The organism is Salinispora oceanensis (genome assembly GCF_000383575.1).
GTDB classification, from domain to species: domain Bacteria; phylum Actinomycetota; class Actinomycetes; order Mycobacteriales; family Micromonosporaceae; genus Micromonospora; species Micromonospora oceanensis.
The window spans coordinates 3,827,310-3,848,215 of record NZ_KB911579.1; the positions used below are offsets into that span (position 1 = coordinate 3,827,310).

General features: G+C 67.9%; 20 protein-coding genes and 2 pseudogenes. 12 read left to right on the forward strand and 10 right to left on the reverse strand.

The genetic code is table 11. The features are described 5' to 3' along the window. Window positions 1-101: 101 nt before the first annotated feature. From SALPAC4_RS0117785 to SALPAC4_RS0117800, 4 genes are all read left to right on the forward strand, one after another. Window positions 102-1,181, forward strand: coding sequence for a quaternary amine ABC transporter ATP-binding protein (locus tag SALPAC4_RS0117785; RefSeq protein ID WP_019871467.1), 1,080 nt, complete (start codon window positions 102-104; stop codon window positions 1,179-1,181). After that, entirely contained in the window at window positions 1,181-3,175 is a 1,995-nt protein-coding gene (locus tag SALPAC4_RS0117790) for an ABC transporter permease (RefSeq protein WP_019871468.1), read from the forward strand. Before SALPAC4_RS0117785 ends, SALPAC4_RS0117790 begins: the two co-directional genes overlap by 1 nt. 78 nt (window positions 3,176-3,253) lie before the next feature. Next, complete coding sequence (locus SALPAC4_RS0117795; protein WP_019871469.1) at window positions 3,254-4,225, forward strand: ABC transporter substrate-binding protein; 972 nt, start codon at window positions 3,254-3,256, stop codon at window positions 4,223-4,225. 193 nt (window positions 4,226-4,418) lie between these two features. Further along, window positions 4,419-5,228, forward strand: a complete 810-nt coding sequence (locus SALPAC4_RS0117800; RefSeq protein ID WP_019871470.1) for an SAM-dependent methyltransferase — start codon at window positions 4,419-4,421, stop codon at window positions 5,226-5,228. A 53-nt stretch (window positions 5,229-5,281) separates the two neighbouring features. On the opposite strand, the gene SALPAC4_RS0117805 is transcribed toward SALPAC4_RS0117800, so the two are convergent. Then, window positions 5,282-5,734, reverse strand: coding sequence for a MerR family transcriptional regulator (locus tag SALPAC4_RS0117805; RefSeq protein ID WP_027644265.1), 453 nt, complete (start codon window positions 5,732-5,734; stop codon window positions 5,282-5,284). Beyond that, entirely contained in the window at window positions 5,734-7,233 is a 1,500-nt protein-coding gene (locus SALPAC4_RS0117810) for a SulP family inorganic anion transporter (protein WP_019871472.1), read from the reverse strand. The genes SALPAC4_RS0117805 and SALPAC4_RS0117810 overlap by 1 nt, the downstream gene beginning before the upstream one ends. Window positions 7,234-7,529: 296 nt before the next feature. On the opposite strand from SALPAC4_RS0117810, the pseudogene SALPAC4_RS27490 reads away from it, so the two are divergent. Next, window positions 7,530-7,675: pseudogene (locus SALPAC4_RS27490) on the forward strand (DUF305 domain-containing protein); the annotation flags it as partial. Between the two features lie 121 nt (window positions 7,676-7,796). Here SALPAC4_RS27490 and SALPAC4_RS26775 read toward each other — a convergent pair. After that, window positions 7,797-8,011 (reverse strand): annotated as a pseudogene (locus SALPAC4_RS26775) (hypothetical protein); the annotation flags it as partial. 118 nt (window positions 8,012-8,129) lie between these two features. On the opposite strand from SALPAC4_RS26775, the gene SALPAC4_RS0117815 reads away from it, so the two are divergent. After that, window positions 8,130-8,546: a hypothetical protein gene (locus SALPAC4_RS0117815; protein WP_223874775.1), complete on the forward strand. Its 417-nt coding sequence runs from the start codon at window positions 8,130-8,132 to the stop codon at window positions 8,544-8,546. Window positions 8,547-8,980: 434 nt separating this feature from the next. On the opposite strand, the gene SALPAC4_RS28605 is transcribed toward SALPAC4_RS0117815, so the two are convergent. The 3 genes from SALPAC4_RS28605 to SALPAC4_RS27805 form a co-directional block, all read right to left on the reverse strand. Next, window positions 8,981-9,715: a hypothetical protein gene (locus tag SALPAC4_RS28605; protein WP_223874776.1), complete on the reverse strand. Its 735-nt coding sequence runs from the start codon at window positions 9,713-9,715 to the stop codon at window positions 8,981-8,983. A gap of 10 nt (window positions 9,716-9,725) precedes the next feature. Further along, complete coding sequence (locus SALPAC4_RS27800) at window positions 9,726-10,157, reverse strand: hypothetical protein (protein ID WP_162562121.1); 432 nt, start codon at window positions 10,155-10,157, stop codon at window positions 9,726-9,728. A 205-nt stretch (window positions 10,158-10,362) separates the two neighbouring features. Beyond that, the gene (locus tag SALPAC4_RS27805; protein WP_162562122.1) at window positions 10,363-10,842 is read right to left on the reverse strand and encodes a hypothetical protein; all 480 of its coding nucleotides are present in this window, start codon (window positions 10,840-10,842) and stop codon (window positions 10,363-10,365) included. An 893-nt stretch (window positions 10,843-11,735) separates the two neighbouring features. On the opposite strand from SALPAC4_RS27805, the gene SALPAC4_RS0117830 reads away from it, so the two are divergent. The 6 genes from SALPAC4_RS0117830 to SALPAC4_RS0117855 all read left to right on the forward strand — a co-directional run bounded on the left by SALPAC4_RS0117830 (window position 11,736) and on the right by SALPAC4_RS0117855 (window position 18,331). Further along, window positions 11,736-12,278 (forward strand): MobC family plasmid mobilization relaxosome protein, encoded by a 543-nt coding sequence (locus SALPAC4_RS0117830; protein WP_223874777.1) that lies wholly within the window; start codon window positions 11,736-11,738, stop codon window positions 12,276-12,278. Further along, on the forward strand, window positions 12,275-13,309 hold the full coding sequence (locus SALPAC4_RS0117835; protein WP_019871476.1) for a relaxase/mobilization nuclease domain-containing protein: 1,035 nt from the start codon (window positions 12,275-12,277) through the stop codon (window positions 13,307-13,309). The genes SALPAC4_RS0117830 and SALPAC4_RS0117835 overlap by 4 nt, the downstream gene beginning before the upstream one ends. After that, complete coding sequence (locus tag SALPAC4_RS0117840) at window positions 13,306-15,582, forward strand: type IV secretory system conjugative DNA transfer family protein (RefSeq protein ID WP_223874778.1); 2,277 nt, start codon at window positions 13,306-13,308, stop codon at window positions 15,580-15,582. The genes SALPAC4_RS0117835 and SALPAC4_RS0117840 overlap by 4 nt, the downstream gene beginning before the upstream one ends. Window positions 15,583-15,912: 330 nt before the next feature. Continuing rightward, the gene (locus SALPAC4_RS0117845) at window positions 15,913-16,221 is read left to right on the forward strand and encodes a type VII secretion target (protein ID WP_223874481.1); all 309 of its coding nucleotides are present in this window, start codon (window positions 15,913-15,915) and stop codon (window positions 16,219-16,221) included. After that, on the forward strand, window positions 16,215-17,831 hold the full coding sequence (locus tag SALPAC4_RS0117850; RefSeq protein WP_019871478.1) for an alpha/beta hydrolase: 1,617 nt from the start codon (window positions 16,215-16,217) through the stop codon (window positions 17,829-17,831). The genes SALPAC4_RS0117845 and SALPAC4_RS0117850 overlap by 7 nt, the downstream gene beginning before the upstream one ends. An 86-nt stretch (window positions 17,832-17,917) precedes the next feature. Then, window positions 17,918-18,331 (forward strand): response regulator, encoded by a 414-nt coding sequence (locus tag SALPAC4_RS0117855; protein ID WP_019871479.1) that lies wholly within the window; start codon window positions 17,918-17,920, stop codon window positions 18,329-18,331. A gap of 253 nt (window positions 18,332-18,584) precedes the next feature. Here the strand turns inward: SALPAC4_RS0117855 and SALPAC4_RS26785 are convergent, their stop codons facing one another. The 4 genes from SALPAC4_RS26785 to SALPAC4_RS0117875 are packed head-to-tail and all read right to left on the reverse strand — an operon-like array spanning window position 18,585 to window position 20,719. After that, window positions 18,585-18,908: a hypothetical protein gene (locus SALPAC4_RS26785; protein ID WP_080640920.1), complete on the reverse strand. Its 324-nt coding sequence runs from the start codon at window positions 18,906-18,908 to the stop codon at window positions 18,585-18,587. Then, entirely contained in the window at window positions 18,868-19,491 is a 624-nt protein-coding gene (locus tag SALPAC4_RS0117865) for a Rieske (2Fe-2S) protein (protein WP_027644266.1), read from the reverse strand. Before SALPAC4_RS0117865 ends, SALPAC4_RS26785 begins: the two co-directional genes overlap by 41 nt. Then, window positions 19,488-20,084 carry a DUF6529 family protein gene (locus SALPAC4_RS0117870; RefSeq protein WP_019871483.1) on the reverse strand — a complete coding sequence of 199 codons (597 nt, stop codon included), beginning with the start codon at window positions 20,082-20,084 and terminating at the stop codon, window positions 19,488-19,490. Before SALPAC4_RS0117870 ends, SALPAC4_RS0117865 begins: the two co-directional genes overlap by 4 nt. Further along, on the reverse strand, window positions 20,081-20,719 hold the full coding sequence (locus SALPAC4_RS0117875; RefSeq protein WP_019871484.1) for a hypothetical protein: 639 nt from the start codon (window positions 20,717-20,719) through the stop codon (window positions 20,081-20,083). Before SALPAC4_RS0117875 ends, SALPAC4_RS0117870 begins: the two co-directional genes overlap by 4 nt. Window positions 20,720-20,906 lie beyond the last annotated feature (187 nt).

Here is a 20,906-nt window from a genome sequence, read left to right on the forward strand (position 1 = left end):
GACTATCACCGCCGTCCCGGCGGGCCCATCCCCGCGTCCGCACTCCGGTGCTGCACGGGCGTGCCGAGGGCGCGGAGCAACGACCGGGCGGTGTGGGCCTCATGAGTACGGATACGGCGGTTCAGCCGCGCGGGCAGGTCAACGATCACCAGACTCCGGTGATTTCCGTCCGGAACCTGTGGAAGGTGTTCGGCCCGAACGCGGAGCGGGTGCCCGACTCGGCCGAGCTGGCGGCGCTGTCCCGGCGGGAGCTACGGGAGCGGGCCCGGTGCACCGCCGCGGTCCGGGAGGTGTCGTTCGACGTCGCGCCCGGTGAGGTCTTCGTCGTGATGGGGCTCTCCGGCTCCGGCAAGTCCACGCTGGTGCGCTGCCTGACCCGGCTGATCGAGCCGACCGCGGGGGAGGTGGTCTTCGAGGGCGAGGACATCCTGCGTGCCGACAAGAAGCGGCTGCGGGAACTCCGTCGCCGTAAGTTCTCGATGGTCTTCCAGCACTTCGGTCTCCTGCCGTACCGAACGGTGGTGGACAACGTCGGCTATGGACTGGAGATCCGGGGTGCCGGCCGCGCCGAGCGGATCCGTCGGGCGACCGAGGTCATCGACCTGGTGGGCCTCGACGGCTACGAGAACTCCTACCCGGACCAGCTCTCCGGCGGGATGCAGCAGCGCGTCGGGTTGGCGCGGGCGTTGGCCGGTGACCCGGACGTGCTCTTCTTCGACGAGCCGTTCTCCGCGCTGGACCCGCTGATCCGCCGGGACATGCAGAACGAGGTCATCCGGCTGCACCGCCAGGTCGGCAAGACGATGGTCTTCATCACGCACGACCTCTCCGAGGCGCTCAAGCTCGGCGACCGGATTCTGCTCATGCGCGACGGCAACGTGGTGCAGGCCGGGACCGGGGACGAACTGGTCGGGGCGCCGGCCGACGACTACGTGCGTGACTTCGTCCAGGACGTGCCCCGTGCGGATGTCCTCACCCTGCGGTGGATCATGCGTCCGGCCCGGGACTCCGACCAGCTGGACGGCCCCGAGCTGGGTCCGGGTGTGATCGTGCGGGACGCGGTGCGCCCGGTGCTCGCCGCCGACCGGCCGGTGCGGGTCGTCGAGAACGGGGAGCTGCTGGGCGTGGTCGGCCATGCGGAGGTCCTCGACATTGTCGCCGGCAATCAGGCGGGCGCCTAATGGCCACGACGACCATGACCGGCTCGTCAACGCGGACCACCCCACGTCGACGAATCACCAAGCCGCTCGCGGTGGTGGCTCTCCTCGCACTCTGGCTGGTCGCCTGGACCCTGCTGCGTGGCCAGGACATGTTGGAACTGCCCCGGGCCACGCTGACCGATCTGCACCACTGGCTCAACGACGTCAACGACTCGGTCGGCGCCAGCCGGAACAGCAGCCCGATCTTCCTGTACTTCTTCAACGAGATTCGCGCGGTGATGGACGCGCTGGTGACCTTCGTCCAGGGGTTCATCGCGCAACCGGCTTACGGGCGGCCGGTGCCGGTGCTCGGCTGGCTGGGCGTGGTCGCGCTCGTCTCCTACGCCTCCTGGGCGTTCGCCAACTGGCGGGTGGCGCTGCTCGCCGCGGGCGGGTTCACTCTCTTCGGCCTGCAGGGGCTGTGGCAGGAGAGCATGGACACGCTGGCGCTGACGTTGGTAGCGGTCTTCGTGTCGCTGTTGTTCGGCATTCCGTTGGGCATTCTGGCGGGAGTGTCGGACCGGTTCCACCGGTTGATCACCCCGGTGCTGGACCTGATGCAGACGATGCCCACCTTCGTCTACCTCGCGCCGCTGACCCTGGTCTTCCTGATCGGCCCGGCCTCCGCGACGATCGCGACCCTGATCTACGCGATGCCGCCGGCGATCCGGATCACCGCGCACGGGATCCGTTCGGTGCCCGCACCGCCGGTGGAGGCCACCGACTCGTTCGGTGCGACCCGGCGGCAGCGGTTGACCAAGGCGCTCCTGCCGCTGTCGAAGCGGACGATTGTGCTCGGCGTCAACCAGACGATCATGGCAGCGTTGGCGATGGTGACCGTCGCGGCCCTGATCGATGCTCCGGGCCTCGGTAAGACGGTGATCAAGGCCCTGCAGACCACCGACGTCGGTACCGCGTTCAACGCCGGTGTCGCGATCGTGGTGATGGCCATCGTCCTGGACCGCGTCACCACGGCGGCCAGCGTCCGTGCCGAGCAGGGCGGCGGGGAACTCAACCCCCGGATCCGCCGGCTGCTCCTGGCCGGATTCGGGCTGGTCGCCGCGGTCTGCTCGTACCTGTCCTACACCTACCTGTGGGCCTCTGAGTTCCCGGACGGGGGCCAGCTCGGCGAGTACCTGTCGCAGGGGGCCACGACGGTGACGACGTGGGCGCAGCACAACCTCGCGGACCTCACCGCGGCGGTGAAGGAGGGCGTGACCATCGCGTTGCTCAACCCGTTGGAGGCGCTGCTGGCAGAGTCGCCCTGGTGGTTGATGGGTGCGGTGATCGTGCTGCTCGCCGCGTTGATCGGCAATCTGCGGGCCGCCGCCGTCGCCGCGGTCTGTGTGGGGCTGCTGGTCGGCAGTGGGCTCTGGAACGCCAGCATGGTCACGCTGGCCATGACGCTGGTGGCGACGCTGTTGGTGGTGACGCTGGGAGTGGTCGTCGGCGTGTGGATGGGGCGGAGCAGCCGGGCTGACCGGATCATCCGGCCGGTCCTGGACGCCGGGCAGACCATGCCGGCCTTCGTCTACCTGATCCCGGTCGTCGCCCTCTTCTCGGTGAGCCGCTTCAGCGCGATCGTGGCCGGGGTCGTCTACGCCGCGCCGGTCGCCATCAAGATCGTTGCGGACGGGGTGCGTGCCATTCCGGAGTCGACGGTGGAGGCGGCCACCGCCGCGGGCTCCAACACCTGGCAGACCATCACGAAGGTGCAGCTGCCGATGGCGCGGCAGTCGTTGCTGCTCGCCACCAACCAGGGGCTCATCTACGTGCTGTCGATGGTGGTTATCGGTGGCCTCGTCGGAGCCGGTGCGCTCGGCTACGAGGTCGTCGCCGGTTTCTCGCAGGGGCAGCTCTACGGCAAGGGCCTGGCGGCGGGCGTCGCGATCGTCGTACTCGGGATCATGCTTGACCGGATCGCGCGGGCCGCCGCGCAGCGGTCGGACCGTGCTCCCAGCGCCAACCAGACGTGACTCATCCGCCGTTCCGGTTCGCCGGGACCGTGGAATCGGAGTTGACCGACGAACAACACCTTGGGAGGGTGACAGTAAATGAGATCCATTCTCAGTAAGAGGGTCCTGACGGGCGTCTCGCTGTCCACGGTGGCGGCGCTCACGCTCACCGCGTGCGGTGGGTCCAAGATCGAGTCGACGGATGCCGCCGACTCGGGTGACTGCGGCACCTTCACCATCGCGATCAACCCCTGGGTCGGGTACGAGGCGAACGCGGCCGTGCTCGCCCACGTCGCCGAGACCGAGCTCGGCTGCAAGGTCGTCAAGAAGGACCTCAAGGAGGAGATCGCCTGGCAGGGCTTCGGCACCGGCCAGGTGGACGCGATCGTGGAGAACTGGGGCCACGACGACCTCAAGCAGAAGTACATCGAGGATCAGAAGACCGCGGTGAGCGCCGGTTCGACCGGCGTGGAGGGGGTCATCGGCTGGTACGTGCCGCCATGGATGGCCGAGGAGTACCCCGACATCACCGACTGGAACAACCTGAACAAGTACGCCGAACTCTTCGAGACCACGGAGTCCGGCGGCAAGGGACAGCTGCTCGACGGTGACCCGTCCTTCGTCACCAACGACGAAGCCCTGGTCAAGAACCTGGAGCTGGACTACCAGGTGGTTTACGCGGGCAGCGAGCCGGCCCTGATCCAGGCGTTCCGTCAGGCGGAGGAGAAGAAGGAGCCGGTGCTCGGCTACTTCTACGACCCGCAGTGGTTCCTCTCCGAGGTCGAACTGGTGAAGGTGGACCTGCCCGAGTACCAGGAGGGCTGCGATGCCGACCCGGAGAAGGTCGCCTGCGACTACCCGGTGTACGACCTCGACAAGATCGTGAGTAAGTCGTTCGCCGACGCCAACGGGCCCGCCTACCAGCTGGTCGACAACTTCAACTGGACCAACGAGGACCAGAACCTGGTGGCCCGGTACATCGCCCAGGACGACATGTCGCCGGAAGAGGCGGCTGAGAAGTGGGTTGAGGCCAACAAGGACAAGGTCGAGGCCTGGCTGCCGCAGAGCTGACCTCCCCGCAAGATCTGTGCGGTGGCACCGGTACTCACCGGTGCCACCGCACAGCTGTCTGCTCGACCTCCCGCCCTCCGGCGGCTCCCGGGGGTCGCTCCGCTGACCCTCCATTCGCGGGACCACGGACGGGCCGCGGTGTCGCTACGCTACGGCGGTGCTGTTGGCGTAGCTAACCAAACCGGGGGTCGACGTGCCGCAGAACCAGGCCGAGCAGCAGACCGGAGACCTCGATTCCACCCTGGACGTGTCGGTGCCACACTCGGCGCGGGTGTGGAACCACTGGCTGGGCGGCAAGGACAACTTCGCCTCCGACCGGGCGGCCGGTGACCAGGTTCGGGCGATCTTCCCGGAGATCGTCGAGGCCGCCCGCTACACCCGGACATTCCTGCGCCAGGCCGTGACCTACCTCGCCGCCGAGGCGGGCATCCGCCAGTTCCTCGATGTCGGCACCGGCCTGCCGAGCGCCGACAACACCCACCAGGTCGCCCAGCGGATCGCACCGCGAACCCGCGTCGTCTACGTCGACAACGATCCGATGGTTCTCGCGCACGCCCGGGTGCTGCTGACCAGCGACCCGGCGGGCGCCACCCAATACCTCAACGCCGACCTGCACGATTCGGAGCGGGTCATCCGGGAGGCCCGGGCGACGCTGGACTTCAGCGAGCCGGTCGGCTTGATGATGTTGGGCGTGATGGGTCACGTCGCGGACCCGGTCCAGGCGCGGGACGCCGTACACGCTCTGGTCTCGTCCCTACCACCGGGCAGCTTCCTGACGATGTCCGACGGCACGGCCACCAGTGAGCGGGTGATCGAGTCCCATCGGCAGTACAACGAGAGTGGCGCGGCGCCATACCACCTGCGCGAGGTCGCCGACTTCACCGCCTTCTTCGACGGGCTCGAGCTGGTCGACCCGGGTGTCGTGCCGCTGGGGCGCTGGCGACCGGAGAACGGCTCGCTGACGGTCGTGGACGGCTACTGCGGGGTCGCCCGCAAGCCCTGACCACCAGCGCGACCGCGGCCGGCTGGGCCGGTTTCGGCCCAGCCCGGCGTCGGTCAGTGGTGGGCCCGGTGCTGGTCGAGTTGGTGGCGCAGGGCGCCGGCGAATCCCTCCGCAGTGCGGAGCTGCTCGCGCAGCGTCTCCACCCGGGTGGCGGCGACGGTGTGGAACAGGTCGAGCCGGTCGAGCAGCGCGGGCCGGTCGGCGGCGTCGGCGGTCACCAGGGCGTCCAGGACGGCCAGCAGCGCCCGCATCTCGTCGAGGCTGAACCCGAGCGGCTTCATCCGCTTGACCACCGCGAGACGCTCCAGGTCGGCGTCGGTGTAGAGGCGGAATCCGCCCTCGCTGCGTGCGGATGGGACGATCAGTCCGGCGTCCTCGTAGTGCCGGATGGTGCGAATACTCAGCCCGACCCGCTCGGCCGCCTCGCCGATGCGCATCAGCGGCCCGGCGCCCGACCGGTGCCTGGTGGACCCGGGCGCGGGAGCACCGGGCACCGGGCCGGGCATCAGTGGCCCCCGCCGAGGGTGCCGGCCAGGTTGCCGTGGATGGCGGCACTGGGTTGGTTCAGCTCGATGATCTCCACGGTCTTGCCGCGAGCCGCGTACTTCGTGGTAACCGCATCCAGCGCCGCGACCGACGAGGCGTCCCAGACGTGGGCGTGGGTCATGTCGATGACCACGTGTTGCGGGTCGTTGGCGTAGTCGAACTGGTAGACCAGATCGTTGCTGGCGGCGAAGAACAACTCGCCGTGCACCGAGTAGATGCGGCTGCCGCCGTCGGGGTCCAGCACACTGGTGACCTCCACCAGGTGCGCGACCCGGTTGGCGAAGATCACCATGGCGGTGAGGACGCCGAGGACCACGCCGATGGCCAGGTTGTGGGTGACCAGGGTCGTGGCGACGGTGGCGACCATGACCAGCGTCTCGCCCCAGGGCATCCGCTTCAGCGTGGCCGGGGCCACCGAGTGCCAGTCGAACGTCGAGACCGACACGATGATCATCACTGCGACCAGGCCGGCCATCGGGATCGCGGCGACCACGTCACCCAGGCTGACCACCAGGATGAGCAGGAACACGCCGGAGAGGAAGGTCGACAGCCGGGTCCGCGCGCCGGACGCCTTGACGTTGATCATCGTTTGGCCGATCATCGCGCAGCCACCCATACCGCCGAAGAAGCCGGTGACGATGTTGGCGACGCCCTGCCCCCAGGACTCACGGGTCTTGTTGGAGTGGGTGTCGGTGATGTCGTCCACCAACTTGGCGGTCATCAGCGACTCCATCAACCCGACCAGCGCCACGCCGAGGGCGTACGGAGCGATCAGGGTCAGGGTGTCGACGGTCCACGGGATCTGCGGCAGCCCGAGGGTGGGCAGGCTGTTGGGCAGCTCACCCTGGTCGCCGACGGTCGGCACGGCGATCCCGGCGGTGACTGTGATCCCGGTCAGGACGATGATGGTCACCAGCGGGGCGGGTACGGCCCGAGTGATTCGGGGTAGCCCGATCATGATCGCCAGGGCCAGGCCGACCAGCGGGTAGACCAGCCACGGGACCCCGAGCAGGTACGGCACCTGGGCGGAGAAGATGAGGATGGCCAGCGCGTTGACGAAGCCGACCATCACGCTGCGGGGGATGAACCGCATCAGTTTCGCCACTCCGAGCAGCGCCAGCAGCACCTGGAAGACGCCGCCGAGGATGACCGCGGCGATCAGGTAGTCCAGGCCGTGCTCCTTGGCCAGCGGTGCCACGACCAGAGCGATCGCTCCGGTCGCCGCGGAGATCATCGCCGGCCGGCCGCCGCAGATCGCGATGACGACAGCCATCGTGAATGAGGCGAACAGCCCGACGCGGGGGTCCACCCCGGCGAGGATCGAGAAGCTGATCGCCTCGGGAACCAGCGCCAGGGCGACGACCAGTCCGGCGAGCACCTCGGTACGAAAGACCTTCGGTGTCAACCAGGACGGGCGGGACAGGCGCGGCCGGGTGACCGCGGGCAGCTCAGAAGACATACAGCCGTTTCCACTCGGGTGTGCGTTGGGGCACACAGATCGGCACGTCCTACTCGGGACGTGGCGAATTTCGTACACAGACGGTTTGGGTTGGGAAACCCGGGGCTAATCCAGGCGACCTTGCCCGGGAGGGACCGTGAGGGGCCAGCAGCCGCACCTCGACGACCGGGATCGAACTCTACCCTTCGGTGAGGGGAGAGTTGGTCCACCGTGATGATCATCACGGTGGAGTGGGTCTGCCTCGGGTCAGCCGGGTGCGGACAGGCTAGGGCGTAAGCGGACAATCAACGTTTTGCACGCTTGACGCATCGGTCGACGCCGTGCTCTGCGAGCTGCTCGGCACCACCACACCGCGGCGGAACTCGCCCGATCACACACGGAGGCCGGCACCACTCCGGAGGTGCTGGCCTCCCGTGGCTCGACAGTAGGGGCCGGACGGTGAGGTTGTCCGGAAGGCTCGTGCCCTTGTGCTTGGAAGGGACCAGTTGGCCGACGAGACACGCGACTGACGGAGCTTCCGACCGGGCCCAGCCGTCGGGGACCGCACCAGTCGCATGCCCGCCTCAGAGAGCCGCTGGCTCGTCAGCGTTGTTGTCGGCGTTGCGTGCGAATTCACCCTGGGGGCGAACCCCGGGACAGGCGCCGTGTCGAGTTCAAGGTCGAAGCGGTTGGCGACGCTATCGAGGTCGGCGTCGATCGAGTTCGATGACTGGTCCTGATTACCCGAACCGAAGTTCAGGTTCGCGAGTTCGTTGCCTCCGCCAAAGTCGATATTGCCACTGGCGCGCAGGGCGTGTTCCACCAGTTGCGCTGTCCGTTCGATCACGCTCGTCGCTGCCGTCTTCGTCATGCTCTCCTTGTGCCCCAGGCGCCTGCCAACTCGGCAGGTGAACCGAGTGGCGGCCGTCCGGATCACACTGCTGGCCAACCCCACCAACCCCACCGCCTATCTGCGCGTGCTGCTGGAGGACGCGCTGACAACCTCGGCCGCGCCACCGCACCCGGCCCGCCGGTGGACCGAACACCGCCGCCGGATCGTCACCGCCCAGGCCGCCACCGCCGCCACCGCCAACAACGCCACCCGCGAACAGTGGGCGGTCCGCGAGCAGGCCCGCCAGGACGAGCGCGCCGGGCCCGGCCACAGCCGCCACACCGCCCTCGCCGCGGCACGCGCCGCAGGCCGAGGCGACCACACCGCCGCCCGCACCATCGCCGCAACCGCAACCACGCCGAAGCCCCGCAGGAACGACGAGGAGTGGCCGCACACCGCACAGCCCGGCCAGGGCATCCCTCCCGGCGGACTCGACCGCTAAAGCCAGGGCCACCCAGCTCGACGCTGTCCGTGCAGAGCTGGCCCGCGTCGATCGGTCGGGTGGGCCGCGGTGACCGCAGGAAGTCGTTGTGTCAGTTACGCCGCCTCCGGCCTAGCCGTAGTAATCGACCGAAAACCAACGGCAGCGCTGGTCAGAGCCCGTTACCGCAGGGCAACGGGTGTCGCTCGTGCCGCCGCTTGACCAGCGTTGCCGTTGGTTCCGGGCTGAAAGCTACGACGAGGCCCACCCCGCAGCACCGCACCACCGACGAGGACTGGCCGCACACCGCGCAGCCCGGCTCGGGTCTGCCTGCCGGCGGACTCGACCGCTAAAGGCGGTGGTCTCTCACCTTCACTCGAACCAACAGCACCTCACGGCGCAAACCGAATGTGAGACAGAGCCGAGATTGAAAGCACTCCCGCAGACCCGCCCGTTCATTGGGTGGGTGCTGGGTTCAGCGTATCGCCCGCATAGAAAAAGCTGTCATTTCTTTGTGCGCGCAGCGTCTCAAGGCCCGGCAGTGCCAACAGTTCATCGATGCAGTTGCGAGTCCCGCCCACGTAGGTGCTGACATGGTCGATGTCGGTACCCACACACCACGCCAGGTCGGCCGGCCACCATAGGTTTGCCGATTGGTAGTCGTGATGCTTGAAGCTGGTATCTGCAGCGTCGAGTGCGCCGACAAGGAGCACCATGCTTCGTCCAGGAAGCTCGACCCGGGATGTTGTCAGATCTCGGACACGTGAATCGCTGAAGCCGTCCCAGCTCGCGTACCAGCAAACCTGCGGCGTGGTCGTTTGGCTTCTCAGCACCGGCAACAGAGCGCGAACGATGTCGATGGGCAACGTGCCCATCTCCGGCGCCTCATCCCATACATCAGGTTCGTTTGGGCCGTTCTCAAAGTCCCCGATTCCCACCAAGTTGGGAAACTGTACTCTCGGATGGATCTGACGACCCGTCGCGCCCGCGATCGTTGCCCATCGAACAGGGGTCCGTAACCTTTCATGTGTGTCGGCATACGCGGGATGCAAAATGCGGGCGTAGGAGTCAAACAAGGGCGACACCATGGACTCGACGATACCTGAAGAAGCGGAGTATAGCGCTCGAAGTAATGGCTCAGCCGACTCGGCACTCTCCGCGAGCCGAATGCCGGACGAGTCGGAGCTCATGCTTCCCACCTCACCCTTCCTTGACATGGAATGCCCAGGATACCTGGAAATCTGCCGCATTGGCGTCGGACGCAGGGGGCAAGGTGGATCCGGCGGCAGCGGCAAGCCATGTCGCCTGGACAATAAAGTAGCCGGCGAACTCCTTTCCGGTAGGCAGGACGGAGAAGCCGTCACTGGTTCTGATCAACTTGCAGGTCGTGTTGTCGACCGTACAGATTGTTTCATCAGCGGTTTCCTGATCCGGTATGCCGCTCCCATCGACTGCTGGATACCGGTAGAAGAGCACTCGTTGTGGCATGCTGACCTCGGCAACTTCCACCGACCAACCAGCCGGATCGGAGCCCGCGACGACCGGCCACTCGACACTCTTACCCGGCCTTCTCGTCGACACCCGAGCCGATGGCCAGTCGAACGCGACCGTCAGTGGCCGGATCGACTGCACCCCAGAAATGATGTTCGCTATCGGCGGCTCGACCGGTGGCTGGCCCCATAGGCGCATACCGGAACCACCTGGCATTTTCGATATGCTCGTCTTTGGCTCGCGTGCGGCAGGGGCGGCGGATACCGGCTCCCGTGGTCCACAGCCGGCTGCGGACGCGACCGCCGTTACGAGAACGGCTGCTACGGCGGTCGCACGCAGCGATCTCCTAGTTATTAGCACCACAGGTTATTTCGGAATCATTCTGCTCGTAAGCCGCCGCGGTGTAGGTCCTGCCAGCGATGACGGCTACGCCGCGACCTTCGGTGCGCCAGCGATGCCTGCTGCCGTAGTCGCAGTTGACGGCGACCGTCACTCGAACGATGTCCTTCGCGCCCGAATTCGATGCGCTGCCGCGCTTTTCCCAGCCGAACCAACGGCTCCGGTAGCTGACGGCGGACAGCTGATTGCTCTGGACTGGAAGAATTTTACAGAATGATTCGACACGGGTGTGGATCTGATTGTTCGTCGTCCAAGATGGATGTGGGCGATCGACTCTAACGCCACAATTTTCGGCTACCGCCGCCGAAATGCCGAATTCGCCGAGAGTCACGGAATAGTCGGCTTCCCCGCGTGCCGAGATGGCGGTAGCAGCATCGGCTTGCGCTTCTGAAGTGTCTGCCAATGCCGCAGACGGCGATGCTGCCATGGCTCCACATATTCCGACAGCTATGCCGGCCATTAAGCTCCTTTTGAAATGACGCATCTGCGTGTCTCCCTTCTGGTTCGGCCATAAAGTATCGACCGCATCGGACGATCGGCAAACTTGGATGCGCGATAGCCTTGACCGTATCGTTTTCTGCCTCAGTGCGGTGCCCCAAATCCGGACATAATAGACACATTCGGGGTTGGGATCGAGACCGGCAAGATCACCTATCCAGGTTGTCCCTGTTTAGGGCGCGGAGGCCAGGCGGTGGTGCGGGCACGGGGTGTTTATGCGCCTTGGCGGCGCGTGGCCCGGCCCTTGGCGGGCCGGGTGTCGGTGGCCGGCAGGGCTTCGCCTGGCGGCTTCGCCTGGCGGCTTCGCCTGGCGGCTTCGCCTGGCGGCTTCGCCTGGCGGCTTCGCCTGGCGGCTTCGCCTGGCGGCTTCGCCTGGCGGCTTCGCCTGGCGGCTTCGCCTGGCGGCTTCGCCTGGCGGCTTCGCCTGGCGGCTTGCCTTGACCTACCCGCCGTCGCCGCCCGTGCCAGCCACCGACGTTGCTGCTGCTCGACGGCTGTGGGTGGTTGCTCTGGTCGTACGGGCGGCGGGCCGTTCCGGTTGGGCATGGCCGTGAGCAGCAGAGCCGTGAGCAGCAGAGCAGAGCGAGCTGTGCACCGAGGGACGCTTATTTTGGCGCTGGCGCGCCTCATAAGCGCCCCTCGGTGCGGCTCGCCTGCTCCCGTTGGTCGCAGGGGCGGCTGCTCGCGTTGCTCGCTGCCGGCCCGGACGCGGTGCGTCCGGGCGGTGTGGGTGTGTTGGTGGGGTTGCTGTGGGTGGTGGGGTGTGGACACCATTACCGGCTGACGCGTGCGGGGTCATCGTGCGTTGGCGGGGAGGGCTGTGTGAGTCGTGGGGATCCGAAGAACAAGCGGACTCGGGATGTGCGGGTGCGGTTGACGCCGGCGGAGTGGCAGGTGTGGGACGCGGCTCGGGAGGGTTCGGGTCGGCGGGAGATGGGGGCGTGGCTGCGGGCGTTGGTGACGGCTGTGTTGACGGGGACCAACCCGGGTCGGCGGCCGGGGGATTTGCCGCGGGTGTCGGTGCCGGAAGTGAATCGGGCGGCCGTCGACGAGTTGCGCAGGATCGGGAACAACCTGAACCAGCTGGCGCATGTGGCGAATGCTGAGCGGCGCCTGGGCGACGTTGAGGAGTTGCGTCGGGTGTTGGGTGAGGTGGAGGACGCGTTGCGTTTGGTGCGTGGGCAGCGTCCGCCGCGGGTGGTGCCGTTGCCGCGTGCCGGTGATGGTGCGGAGGTGGAGCAGGCGGTGGTGGGTACGTCGTCGGGGACGGCGGCGGAGCGGGCGGCGGCGGTGTTGGCGCGGGTGCGTGGTGGTCAGGAGGGGGTGGAGTCGCCGCGGCGGCGGTGGTTTGGTGGCCGGTCGTGATCGGCAACATCACGCGTGGTGGTGGTTTTGGTGGGTTGGGTCGGTACCTGTACGCGACGGGTCGGCACCACGAGGCGCATGTGGACCCGAGGGTGGTCGCCAGCGAGAACGTGATGCGTGATGACTCGCGGCAGTGGCGGCCGTGGGTGGCGGATATGCAGTGGTGCGCCGATCAGCGGCCGGAGGTGGCGCGGCCGGTGTGGCACTGCTCGATGCGCGCGGCGCCTGAGGACCGGGTCATGTCGGATGCCGAGTGGGGGCAGATTGCTCGGGAGCACGCCGACCGGATGGGGCTGGGTGAGTATCCGTGGGTGGCGGTGCGGCACGGCGATGACCACATTCACCTTGTGGCGTGCCGGGTGAATGGTGATGGGCAGCTGTGGCGTGACAGCGACGACAAGCAGCGCAGTAAGGAGTCGATGCGTGAGGTGGAGCGGCGGCATGGTTTGACCCGGCTGACCGGTGAGCGGGAGACGTCGCGGTTGGCGGCGGTGACGAAGTCGGAGCGGGAACGCGGTAGACGGCTGGGGCGTGATCCGGAGCGGGCGCAGCTGCGTGAGGCGATGCATGAGGCGAGGGCCGCCGCTGGCCGCCGCGGGCCGGCTGGGTTCGAGGTCGAGTTGGATCGGCGTGGGGTGCTGCATCGGGCGAACACCACCGCCGATGGGATGCGGGTGCGTGGCTACAGCGTGAGCCGGCCGGGCTGGGTCGACGCCGCCGGTGAGCAGGTGTGGGTGAAGGCGTCTGAGGTTGACCGCAAGTTGTCGTGGTCGAAGCTGCGTGAGCAGTTGGGTAGTGACCGGTCGGCGAACGCGTCGGCGATCGAGGCGGCGCGCACGATCGGGAAGGGCTACCCGTCCCGGGACGAGGCCGGGTCGCGGCGAAGCGCCGCGTTGGCCGCGGAGTCACCGGTGGTGTCGCGGGCCGATGCGGGCCGGTCGGCGCAGGACGAGGCCGCGGCGCGGCTGGCCCGGATCCGAGATCAGCAGCGGCGTGCCGAGCAGGAACGAGGGCGGGGGATGAGTCGGTGAGTGGGTGGGGGCCGCAGCCGGTGGTCGTGGCGCATCTGCCCGGCCGGGGTGGACCGGCCGGCGGGGTGTACTGGGTGGTCGGGGCGTTTCTGCTGGTGCCGGCCGGGATCGTGTCCTGCGGTGGCGCGTTGATGGCGTTGATGTCGCGTGGGGGCTACTGCTCGCCGCAGCAGTACAACGCGGAGTTGTGCGCGGACAACCAGCGGATGGCGGCGCTGGGGTGGGGGCTGGTCATCACGGTCAACATGGTGACCGCGCTGGCCGCGTTGACCGTGGGGATTGTGGAGCAGCGCCAGGGGGCGCCGTTCGCCCATGGGCGGATCGGGTCACTGATCGCGATCGGGTTGTTGTGGCCGGTGGTCCTGGTCGTCTACGCCGCCGGCCGCGGGATCGGGCGCGTGGTGCCGGCCCGCCGGGTGCGGTCCGGGCCGCGTACAGGTACGCACTGGCTGGTGGCGGGCGGGTTGATGCCGCTGCTCGCCATCGGATTCGCTGTGGCGTTATGGCTTGATGAGGTGGGCGGGGAGTGCGCCCGCCGCCACCAGGTCGCCAACGAGTTGATCGGTGATGGCCCGTGTGACGTCCCCCAAGCGTGGGAGTTGCTGCTGGTGTTGACGATATGGGCGCTGTGGTTGGTCACCGCCGTCGTCGGCCTGGTCCTGGGCGTGGTCGAGGGCCGCCGCCGGAGGCGGTTCGCCCACGGCCGGTGGGTGGCGGCCGTGGTGGTGGGGGTCTGCTCACCGCCGGCGATCGTCGGGTACGCGATTGGCTACGGCATCGGCCGGGCGATACCGGCCGCAGCGGCCACCAGGCCGCCGCCGGCGGCGCCGGCGCCGGCGTCACCGACGGATGCGTTGCTGAACAATCTGATCCGCGCCCGCGACCCGTTGCAGGTCATCGACGCGATGGCCGCGCCGGGTGGCGGGCACCTCGGCTGGGACGGCGGCTACTACGTCGGCGCTAACCCCCGTGGTGGAGTGCTGGTCATCGGCCCGCCCGGGTCCGGTAAGACGTCAGCGGCCATCATCCCGTCGGTGATCGTGGCCCCGGGGGCGTGCGTGTCGACGTCGATCAAAGACGACGTGATGACCGCGACCGCCGGTGTGCGGATGCTGCGCGGCACCGTGTGGCACTTCGACCCCGGCGGCGCCCCGACCTCTATCGCGGGTGTCACCACGGCCCGCTGGTCACCGCTGGCCGCCGTGGCCAGCTGGGACGACGCGCGGCGGATCGCCTCGCGGATGGCCGAGCCGGCTCGCGGTAGCGAAGACCAGGCCCACTGGGTCGACCGGGCCCGGGACTGGCTGGAGGTGCTGCTCTACGCCGCGCGTCTGCGCGGTGAGCAGATCGCCACCGTCGCTGACTGGGCGCACAACGCCGCCGCCGACGACGTGGCCCACCCCGTGCTCGCCGCGCTCATCGCCGCCCAGGACGCCGGTGACACCGGTGCCGGGATCGCCGCCCGCCAGCTGGAAGGGCTACTGACCATCCCTGACCGTGAACGCGGATCGGTGCTGTCAACCCTGACCCGGCTACTACGCGTCTACGGCTCCACCGCCGCCCGCGCCGTCGGGCAGGACCCGACCTTCGACCCCGCCGCGTTCGTCCGCAGCCAGGACACGCTGTTCATTACCGCCAGCCCCGACAAACAGCACGAGTACGCGCCGCTTATCGCCGGTCTCCTCGAGGAAATCCGGCTCGCCACCTACGCCCGGCACCGCGCCGCAGCCGCCGGCGTCGAGCCGGCCCGCCCCCACGTCACGTTCGTGCTCGACGAGGCGAACAACACCGCCCCCATCCCCCTACCGGCGATCATCAGCGAGGCCGGCGGCCAGTCGCTGCACGTCATCGTCGGCGTTCAGGACCTCTCCCGCGCCCGCGCCCGCTGGGGCAAAGAAGCCGACGGCTTCCTCACCCTGTTCCCCACCAAGATGGTCCTGCGTGGAGTCGTCGAGCCCTACACCCTCGATGCGCTGTCCAACGCCGCCGGCGAGTACGACCGGCAGATGATCGGCTTCAGCGAGTCCACCGCCTACGTCGGGCAGTACTCCACACCGATCCACCAGACCAACCCGTCGTACTCCACCCAACGGCAAAAAGTCCTTCACCAAGGCGACATCGCTGACCTGCCCGACGGACACGCCCTGATCTGGGAAGGCGCTCGCTGGCGACTCATCCACATCGGCATGCACTGGCAGCACCCCGCCTGGGGCGTCGTCATCGACTGGGGCAACTGGCAACGCGAACAAGCCCACCAACCCGCAACCATCTGACGGCCGTGACGGGCGCCTCGCGTACCCGACCACCATCGTGCCCCCGGCGCCCGCCGCCCCGACCCTTCGGGCCGGGCCACCGCACACCAGAACCCAGCAAGCTACGTGACCAGCGTTAGCGGCAGCGCTACCGGCGTTAGCGGCAGCGTGACCGGTTGACCCACCACGGCCTCTTCAGAGCGGCGAATGGATGCACCTCTACTGGAACCTCGGACGTGCGCGGGCGGGAGCGTACTTTGCCGGTGGCGGGCGGTGAGAGTACTCGATCTACGGCTGACCCCTTGTGTCTGTGTGCGTGTTGCTACCCTGCGTCGCTGGGGAGGTTAGCTCTTGTCTGACGAGGTACGTGTGGATCCGTTGGCGCTCGATTCGCAGGCGCGGGTGGCGGAGGACGTAGCGGCGGCCCTGGAGCATGACTTGATTGATGTGGAGCCAGAGTCGGTCCAAGCCGTGCAGGACTTGTCGGAGTGGCGGACTGGCCGAGCAGTCGAGGATCTGGTGTGGTTTTGGCGCGACGATTTGAAGAAGCTGACCGGGCAGGTGAACGGTGTTGCCGAAGGGCTACGCCAGTGTGCTCGTGACTACCGGCATACGGACACGGCTAGTGCGGATCACTTCCGGTCGGTGGCCGGGTGGTGACGTTCGCCGCGCTGCGGGATACGCGGTTGGAGTCGTTGAGTGAGGCTGCGCAGGCGTGGCGCGATTTGGCCCGTCAGCTGGGCGACCTGGAACGTCGCGTTGTGGTGGAGTTGGAGGGCCCGCTGCGGGGGGCCGGGTGGTCGGGGCCTGCGTCCGAGGCGGCGTTTCGCCGGGTCGACAGCGTTGAGGACCAGTTTGAGCTATCGGCGTTGCAGTCGAAGCTAGTCGCCGCGGTGCTGGGTCGGGCGGCGGAGGAGCTGTGCGACGTACAGCGGCGTCTGCATGCCGCCTTGGACGCGATGCCGCTGCTGCGGTTGAGCGTTGACGACAACGGTCGGGTCGACGCTGGTGTGACACAGGAGTGGCAGCTGCATACGGAAGAGGGCCGTGCCGACCGGCAGCGTCAGTACGAAAACGTCCGTATCTACGGGAAGCTGATAGACGACCTGGTCGTGGAGGCCACTGAGCGCGATGCCGACTTCCAAAAGGCGTTGTCGCGGCTGCAATCGGACTCGCCGGGTGTGAACGACGTGTTCGAGTGGAAGGACGCTGTTCTTGACGCTGAGCGGATCGGGGGTCTGCTTGGCGTGGATGAGGCGGCCATTCCTGGGCGGGGAGCGAGTTCGTCGGAGGCTGGGGAGTGGTGGTCGGGCCTCACCGATGACCAGCGTCAGCTATTTCTGACCGGATACCCCGAGCGGCTCGGCGCGCTCGACGGTCTGCCAGCGGCGGCGCGAGATGAGGCCAACCGGTTGGCCTTGCGAGCGCATCTGGCCTCCCTTGCGTATGCATCAATGAATAGCAAGCAGGGCTATCGGGAAGCGGAGCGTCTGACGAACCTGCTTGATCGGCTGGAAAGCTCCGAGTACGGGCCACCAGAGCAGCGGCTCTTGCTGCTGGGACTTAACAACGCCGGTGATGGGCAGGCGATCGTTTCGGTCGGTGACCCCGACGGGGCTCGACACACCGCTGTGGTGGTCCCCGGCGTTGGCACCGAGCTAGACGGCATGCGCGGGCAGATCAACCGTGCAGCCGAGCTACAGGGAGCGGCGTCGCGACTCGCAGGCCCGACAGGTGGACCGGTGTCGGTCGTCGCGTGGCTCGGCTATGACACGCCAGGGCTGGACGGCAGCGCGGTCAGTCACCGGCTGTCGAGGGAAGGCGGTGTCGCCTTGGATGGCTTCGTCAACGGACTACACACCGCCCATGCCGGGGATGCAAGCCACGTCACTGCTGTCGGTCACAGCTACGGCAGCACAGTGGTCGGAGAGGCAGCCCGACAAGGTGACGGCCTTGCGGTCACCGACATCGTGGTAGCGGGAAGTCCTGGCATGCACGTCAGCTCTGCCAGCGAATTGAACATGGACACCCGCCATGTGTGGGCGGGGGCGGCCTCCGACGATGCGATCTCGGGCACGGCCGGTGGCATCTGGGGTATACACGACGAGGAGCCGACCGATCCGGACTTCGGAGCGAATCGTTTCCACGTCGATACGCCCGGGCATAGCGGCTACTGGGAACCGGGCAGTCAGAGTCTGAACAACCAAGCCCGTATTATCGTCGGTCTGTACGCCGACGTGTCCCTTGACCACGGGAGCGCACCGCGTTGAGGAAGCAAGCCGCGGTAGCGGCATGTCTCGCACTCGTTCTCACCAGCTGCACTGGGCAAGAGCCAGCGGAAAGGAACGGCGCCACCGTGCGGACCCAGCCCAAGGCCGACCTCGAACAAGCCACCCGACGTCACATCTCGACCGTGATCACCGCCGTCAACGCCGGAACACCAGACGCCAGCACGCCCCAACTGCTTGCGGTGCCCTGCAACGGCCCAAGCGGCGACGGCATGTACTACGTCAGCGGGCAGACCACCATCACAGCACCCGCAGACCAGCACCGCCACCTCGTCACCCAAGCCCGAGACACCCTCGAGATGCAGGGCTACGCGGTGACCTCGTACCGTGACCTCACCGGACCCACCGGCGCCGAAGCGATCCTGTCCGACCCCAGTGACGGCACCGTGATCACACTGGCCAGCTCAGGCGATCGAGTATGGCTGGCGCTGCTCGTCAGGTCCGCTTGTGTCCTTCCACCTGACGGCAACTACCCCGGCTGACGTCGTGTGTCCGGCGTCCGCGGCCAGATGTGCGCCAGGACCTGGACCGGGACGGTGCGACTGTTGTAGTCGGCATGCGGATGTCAGAGACGGTCGGCGACGCCAATAGAGCTGAGGAGGCGATGAAGGTGAACGGCGGGAAGCCGCCAGAGGACTGGAGGTAGCCACCCCGGCGTCGGTTTAGCCTTCGATCCACCACCGGGCAGGTGTAGGCCCCTGCTCGGTGGTGGAGGCTGAGCGGGTAGGGAATCGCCTATTCAGTGCTTACCGGTACCTGTTCCTGATCGTCAGGGGCGGCGTAGACCTGCAGCAGCAGGTTAGCCAGCGCTCGAAGGTCCTCAGGCGTCATCTCTGCCTGTAGCGACTTCGCGATCTTGTCAGGAGTGCCGCCGAGGCGCCTGATAGCCTCGGCGGCCTTGCGCGGGCGTTCGCCCTTTTCTCGGCTACCTACAGCGGTTTCAGGGGCTGCAGTCTCGTTAACCGCGGTTAATTCTGGCTTGTGCTGGCGCTCCGCACGGCCCGCGGTGCGCAGCTCATCAGGCCAGGCGAATGTCGCCGCCCTCGACGACGAGGTCACGTGGGTCGAGGCTGCGCGGAGCTGGCCCGCCCGCCACAGAGCCGTCGGCCACCGAGAACTTGCTGCCGTGGCAAGGACAGTTGATCGTCCCGTCGGACACCTCGGCCACGGTGCAGCCCTGGTGCGTACAGGTCGTCGAGAATCCCTTGAACGTGCCCTCCTGCGGTTGGGTGATGACCACCCCGGCGTCGGCGAGGACTCTTCCCCCGCCGACCGGGACCTCGGCTGCCCGTGCCAGCACCTGCCCGTCGCCGGCCGCGTCTTGCGCGTCGCCGCCCGCCGCGGTGCCGTCACCACCACCGGTGCTTTCGCCGCCATTCGTGGCCGGCGCGGAGTTGCCGTAGGTGGCACAACCGCTCAGGATGACCGCCCCGGTAGCGCCCACCCCGGCCAGCCACCGTCGCCGCGATGCGCATCCTCCTGGTTGCCCGCGGTCCGGACCATCGAGTAGGTCGGGGCAAGTGGTCACTTCCGGGCTTAGGCCGTCGGGGGTGTGCGCCTCGCTGCTGACCACGGTTGCCGGCCGGGCGTTGCGGGCCATTTCGCCACCGGGCCTGCCGGCGGCCATCCTCGATTCGTTCACAGCGTGACTCCAATCGTGGTGAAGTACCAGAACGACGACGTCAACCACAGCGCGATCAGGGCGGTGAACACGGTGCCGCCCAGCGCAGGCAGGACCCAACCACGCAGGCCAGGCTTCGGTAGGGCGAGCATCTTGACCGTGAAGGCGCCGAAGAAGAAGCAGCCGAGCAGCCCGTGCGTCACGACGCGCAGGTCGTAGGTGGCGAAACCGAGCGCGTACAGGCAGTGGATCGCCACGGGGACGGCGAGCAGGAACGCCAGTCGCCCCGACCAACGATGTACGGGTGCGGCCCAACTGGGAGTCAGTGAGCCGAGCCTGCCCCACATCGACAGCGCGGACAGCAGCTGAATCACCGCGAGCACGGCCGCGCCGGTGGCGAGCCACACCTTGACTGTCTGTGGGCTGGAGAAGCCGCCCACGTTCACCGCGACACCGGTTGGTTCGTGCAGACTGCCGTAGACCCCGAGGGTCACCGCGACCGTGGCACCGATCAGGAACGGGACACCGAGCAGCGTCAGCTGGCTGGTGCCGGCAGTGCGCCCCGCGCCCTCGTCGACGGTGTGATTCGTCGTGATCTCGTTGGGGGTGGTCACGACAACTCCCTGGGGCGGGTCGGGGTGAGCACATCCCCGTCGAGGGTGACCCGGCCGGCGGTGGTGTCCAGCGGTGGCGCGGGTTGGACGACGCCGTCCACAGTGACCAGGCCGACCTGGGTGCCGTCGGCGAGCACGATCCACCCGCCGTCGACCTGCGCGCCGCGCACCGTCGCGGTGGCCCGGTAGAGCCCGGACGGCGCCGTGACCGCTGCCACGGTGAACGGTAGGATCTGGTCGTCGATCTTGATTTGGCCGCTGGCCCGTCCCTCGCCGAACGTGCCGCTGAGCGTCTCGCCGGCACGGCCGGCCAGGTCGAGTCGTCCGCCCGCGGCGGTGCCCTGAAGCCACGCCTCGATCGCGGCGCCGTCGCACAGGTAGGCCACCGCGACGCCGTCTTGTACCGAGATCGCGAGTGTGCCGGCGGTCAGTCGCCCTGCCCAGGTGGCGTTGATGGGTGCTTGGGTCGGGGATGGCGATGGTACGGCGGATGCTCCCGCGACAGCGGTTGCGGTGGGGTTGGCGGCCGGGACGGGTGGCTCGTCGTTCCCGCCGGTGGCGTGCACGCTGAGCGCGAGCACAACCGCGCCGAGCGTGACGCCGCCGAGCAGTGTTAACAGCGGAGTGGATTTCACGCTGGGTAGTCAACGCGCGTTCGGCGCGGCAGTCTGCGTACTAGTACCCATAGCCGTCGGGTCGTGAAGTGTTGTGGGGCACGTATGGTGAGGCGTGTGTGGCGACAGCTGACCGGGTCTTCTGTTTCGTTGGCTCACCGGTGGCGTCGTCCGCGGCCGGCTCGTCGTCGAGGCCGCCAATTTGCGG

Coding starts and splice junctions, on each gene's coding strand:
- SALPAC4_RS0117785 (WP_019871467.1), top strand. CDS start 102: ATGAGTACGGATACGGCGGTTCAGCCGCGCGGGCAGGTCAACGATCAC.
- SALPAC4_RS0117790 (WP_019871468.1), top strand. CDS start 1,181: ATGGCCACGACGACCATGACCGGCTCGTCAACGCGGACCACCCCACGT.
- SALPAC4_RS0117795 (WP_019871469.1), top strand. CDS start 3,254: ATGAGATCCATTCTCAGTAAGAGGGTCCTGACGGGCGTCTCGCTGTCC.
- SALPAC4_RS0117805 (WP_027644265.1), bottom strand. CDS start 5,734: ATGCCCGGCCCGGTGCCCGGTGCTCCCGCGCCCGGGTCCACCAGGCAC.
- SALPAC4_RS0117810 (WP_019871472.1), bottom strand. CDS start 7,233: ATGTCTTCTGAGCTGCCCGCGGTCACCCGGCCGCGCCTGTCCCGCCCG.
- SALPAC4_RS28605 (WP_223874776.1), bottom strand. CDS start 9,715: ATGAGCTCCGACTCGTCCGGCATTCGGCTCGCGGAGAGTGCCGAGTCG.
- SALPAC4_RS27805 (WP_162562122.1), bottom strand. CDS start 10,842: ATGGCAGCATCGCCGTCTGCGGCATTGGCAGACACTTCAGAAGCGCAA.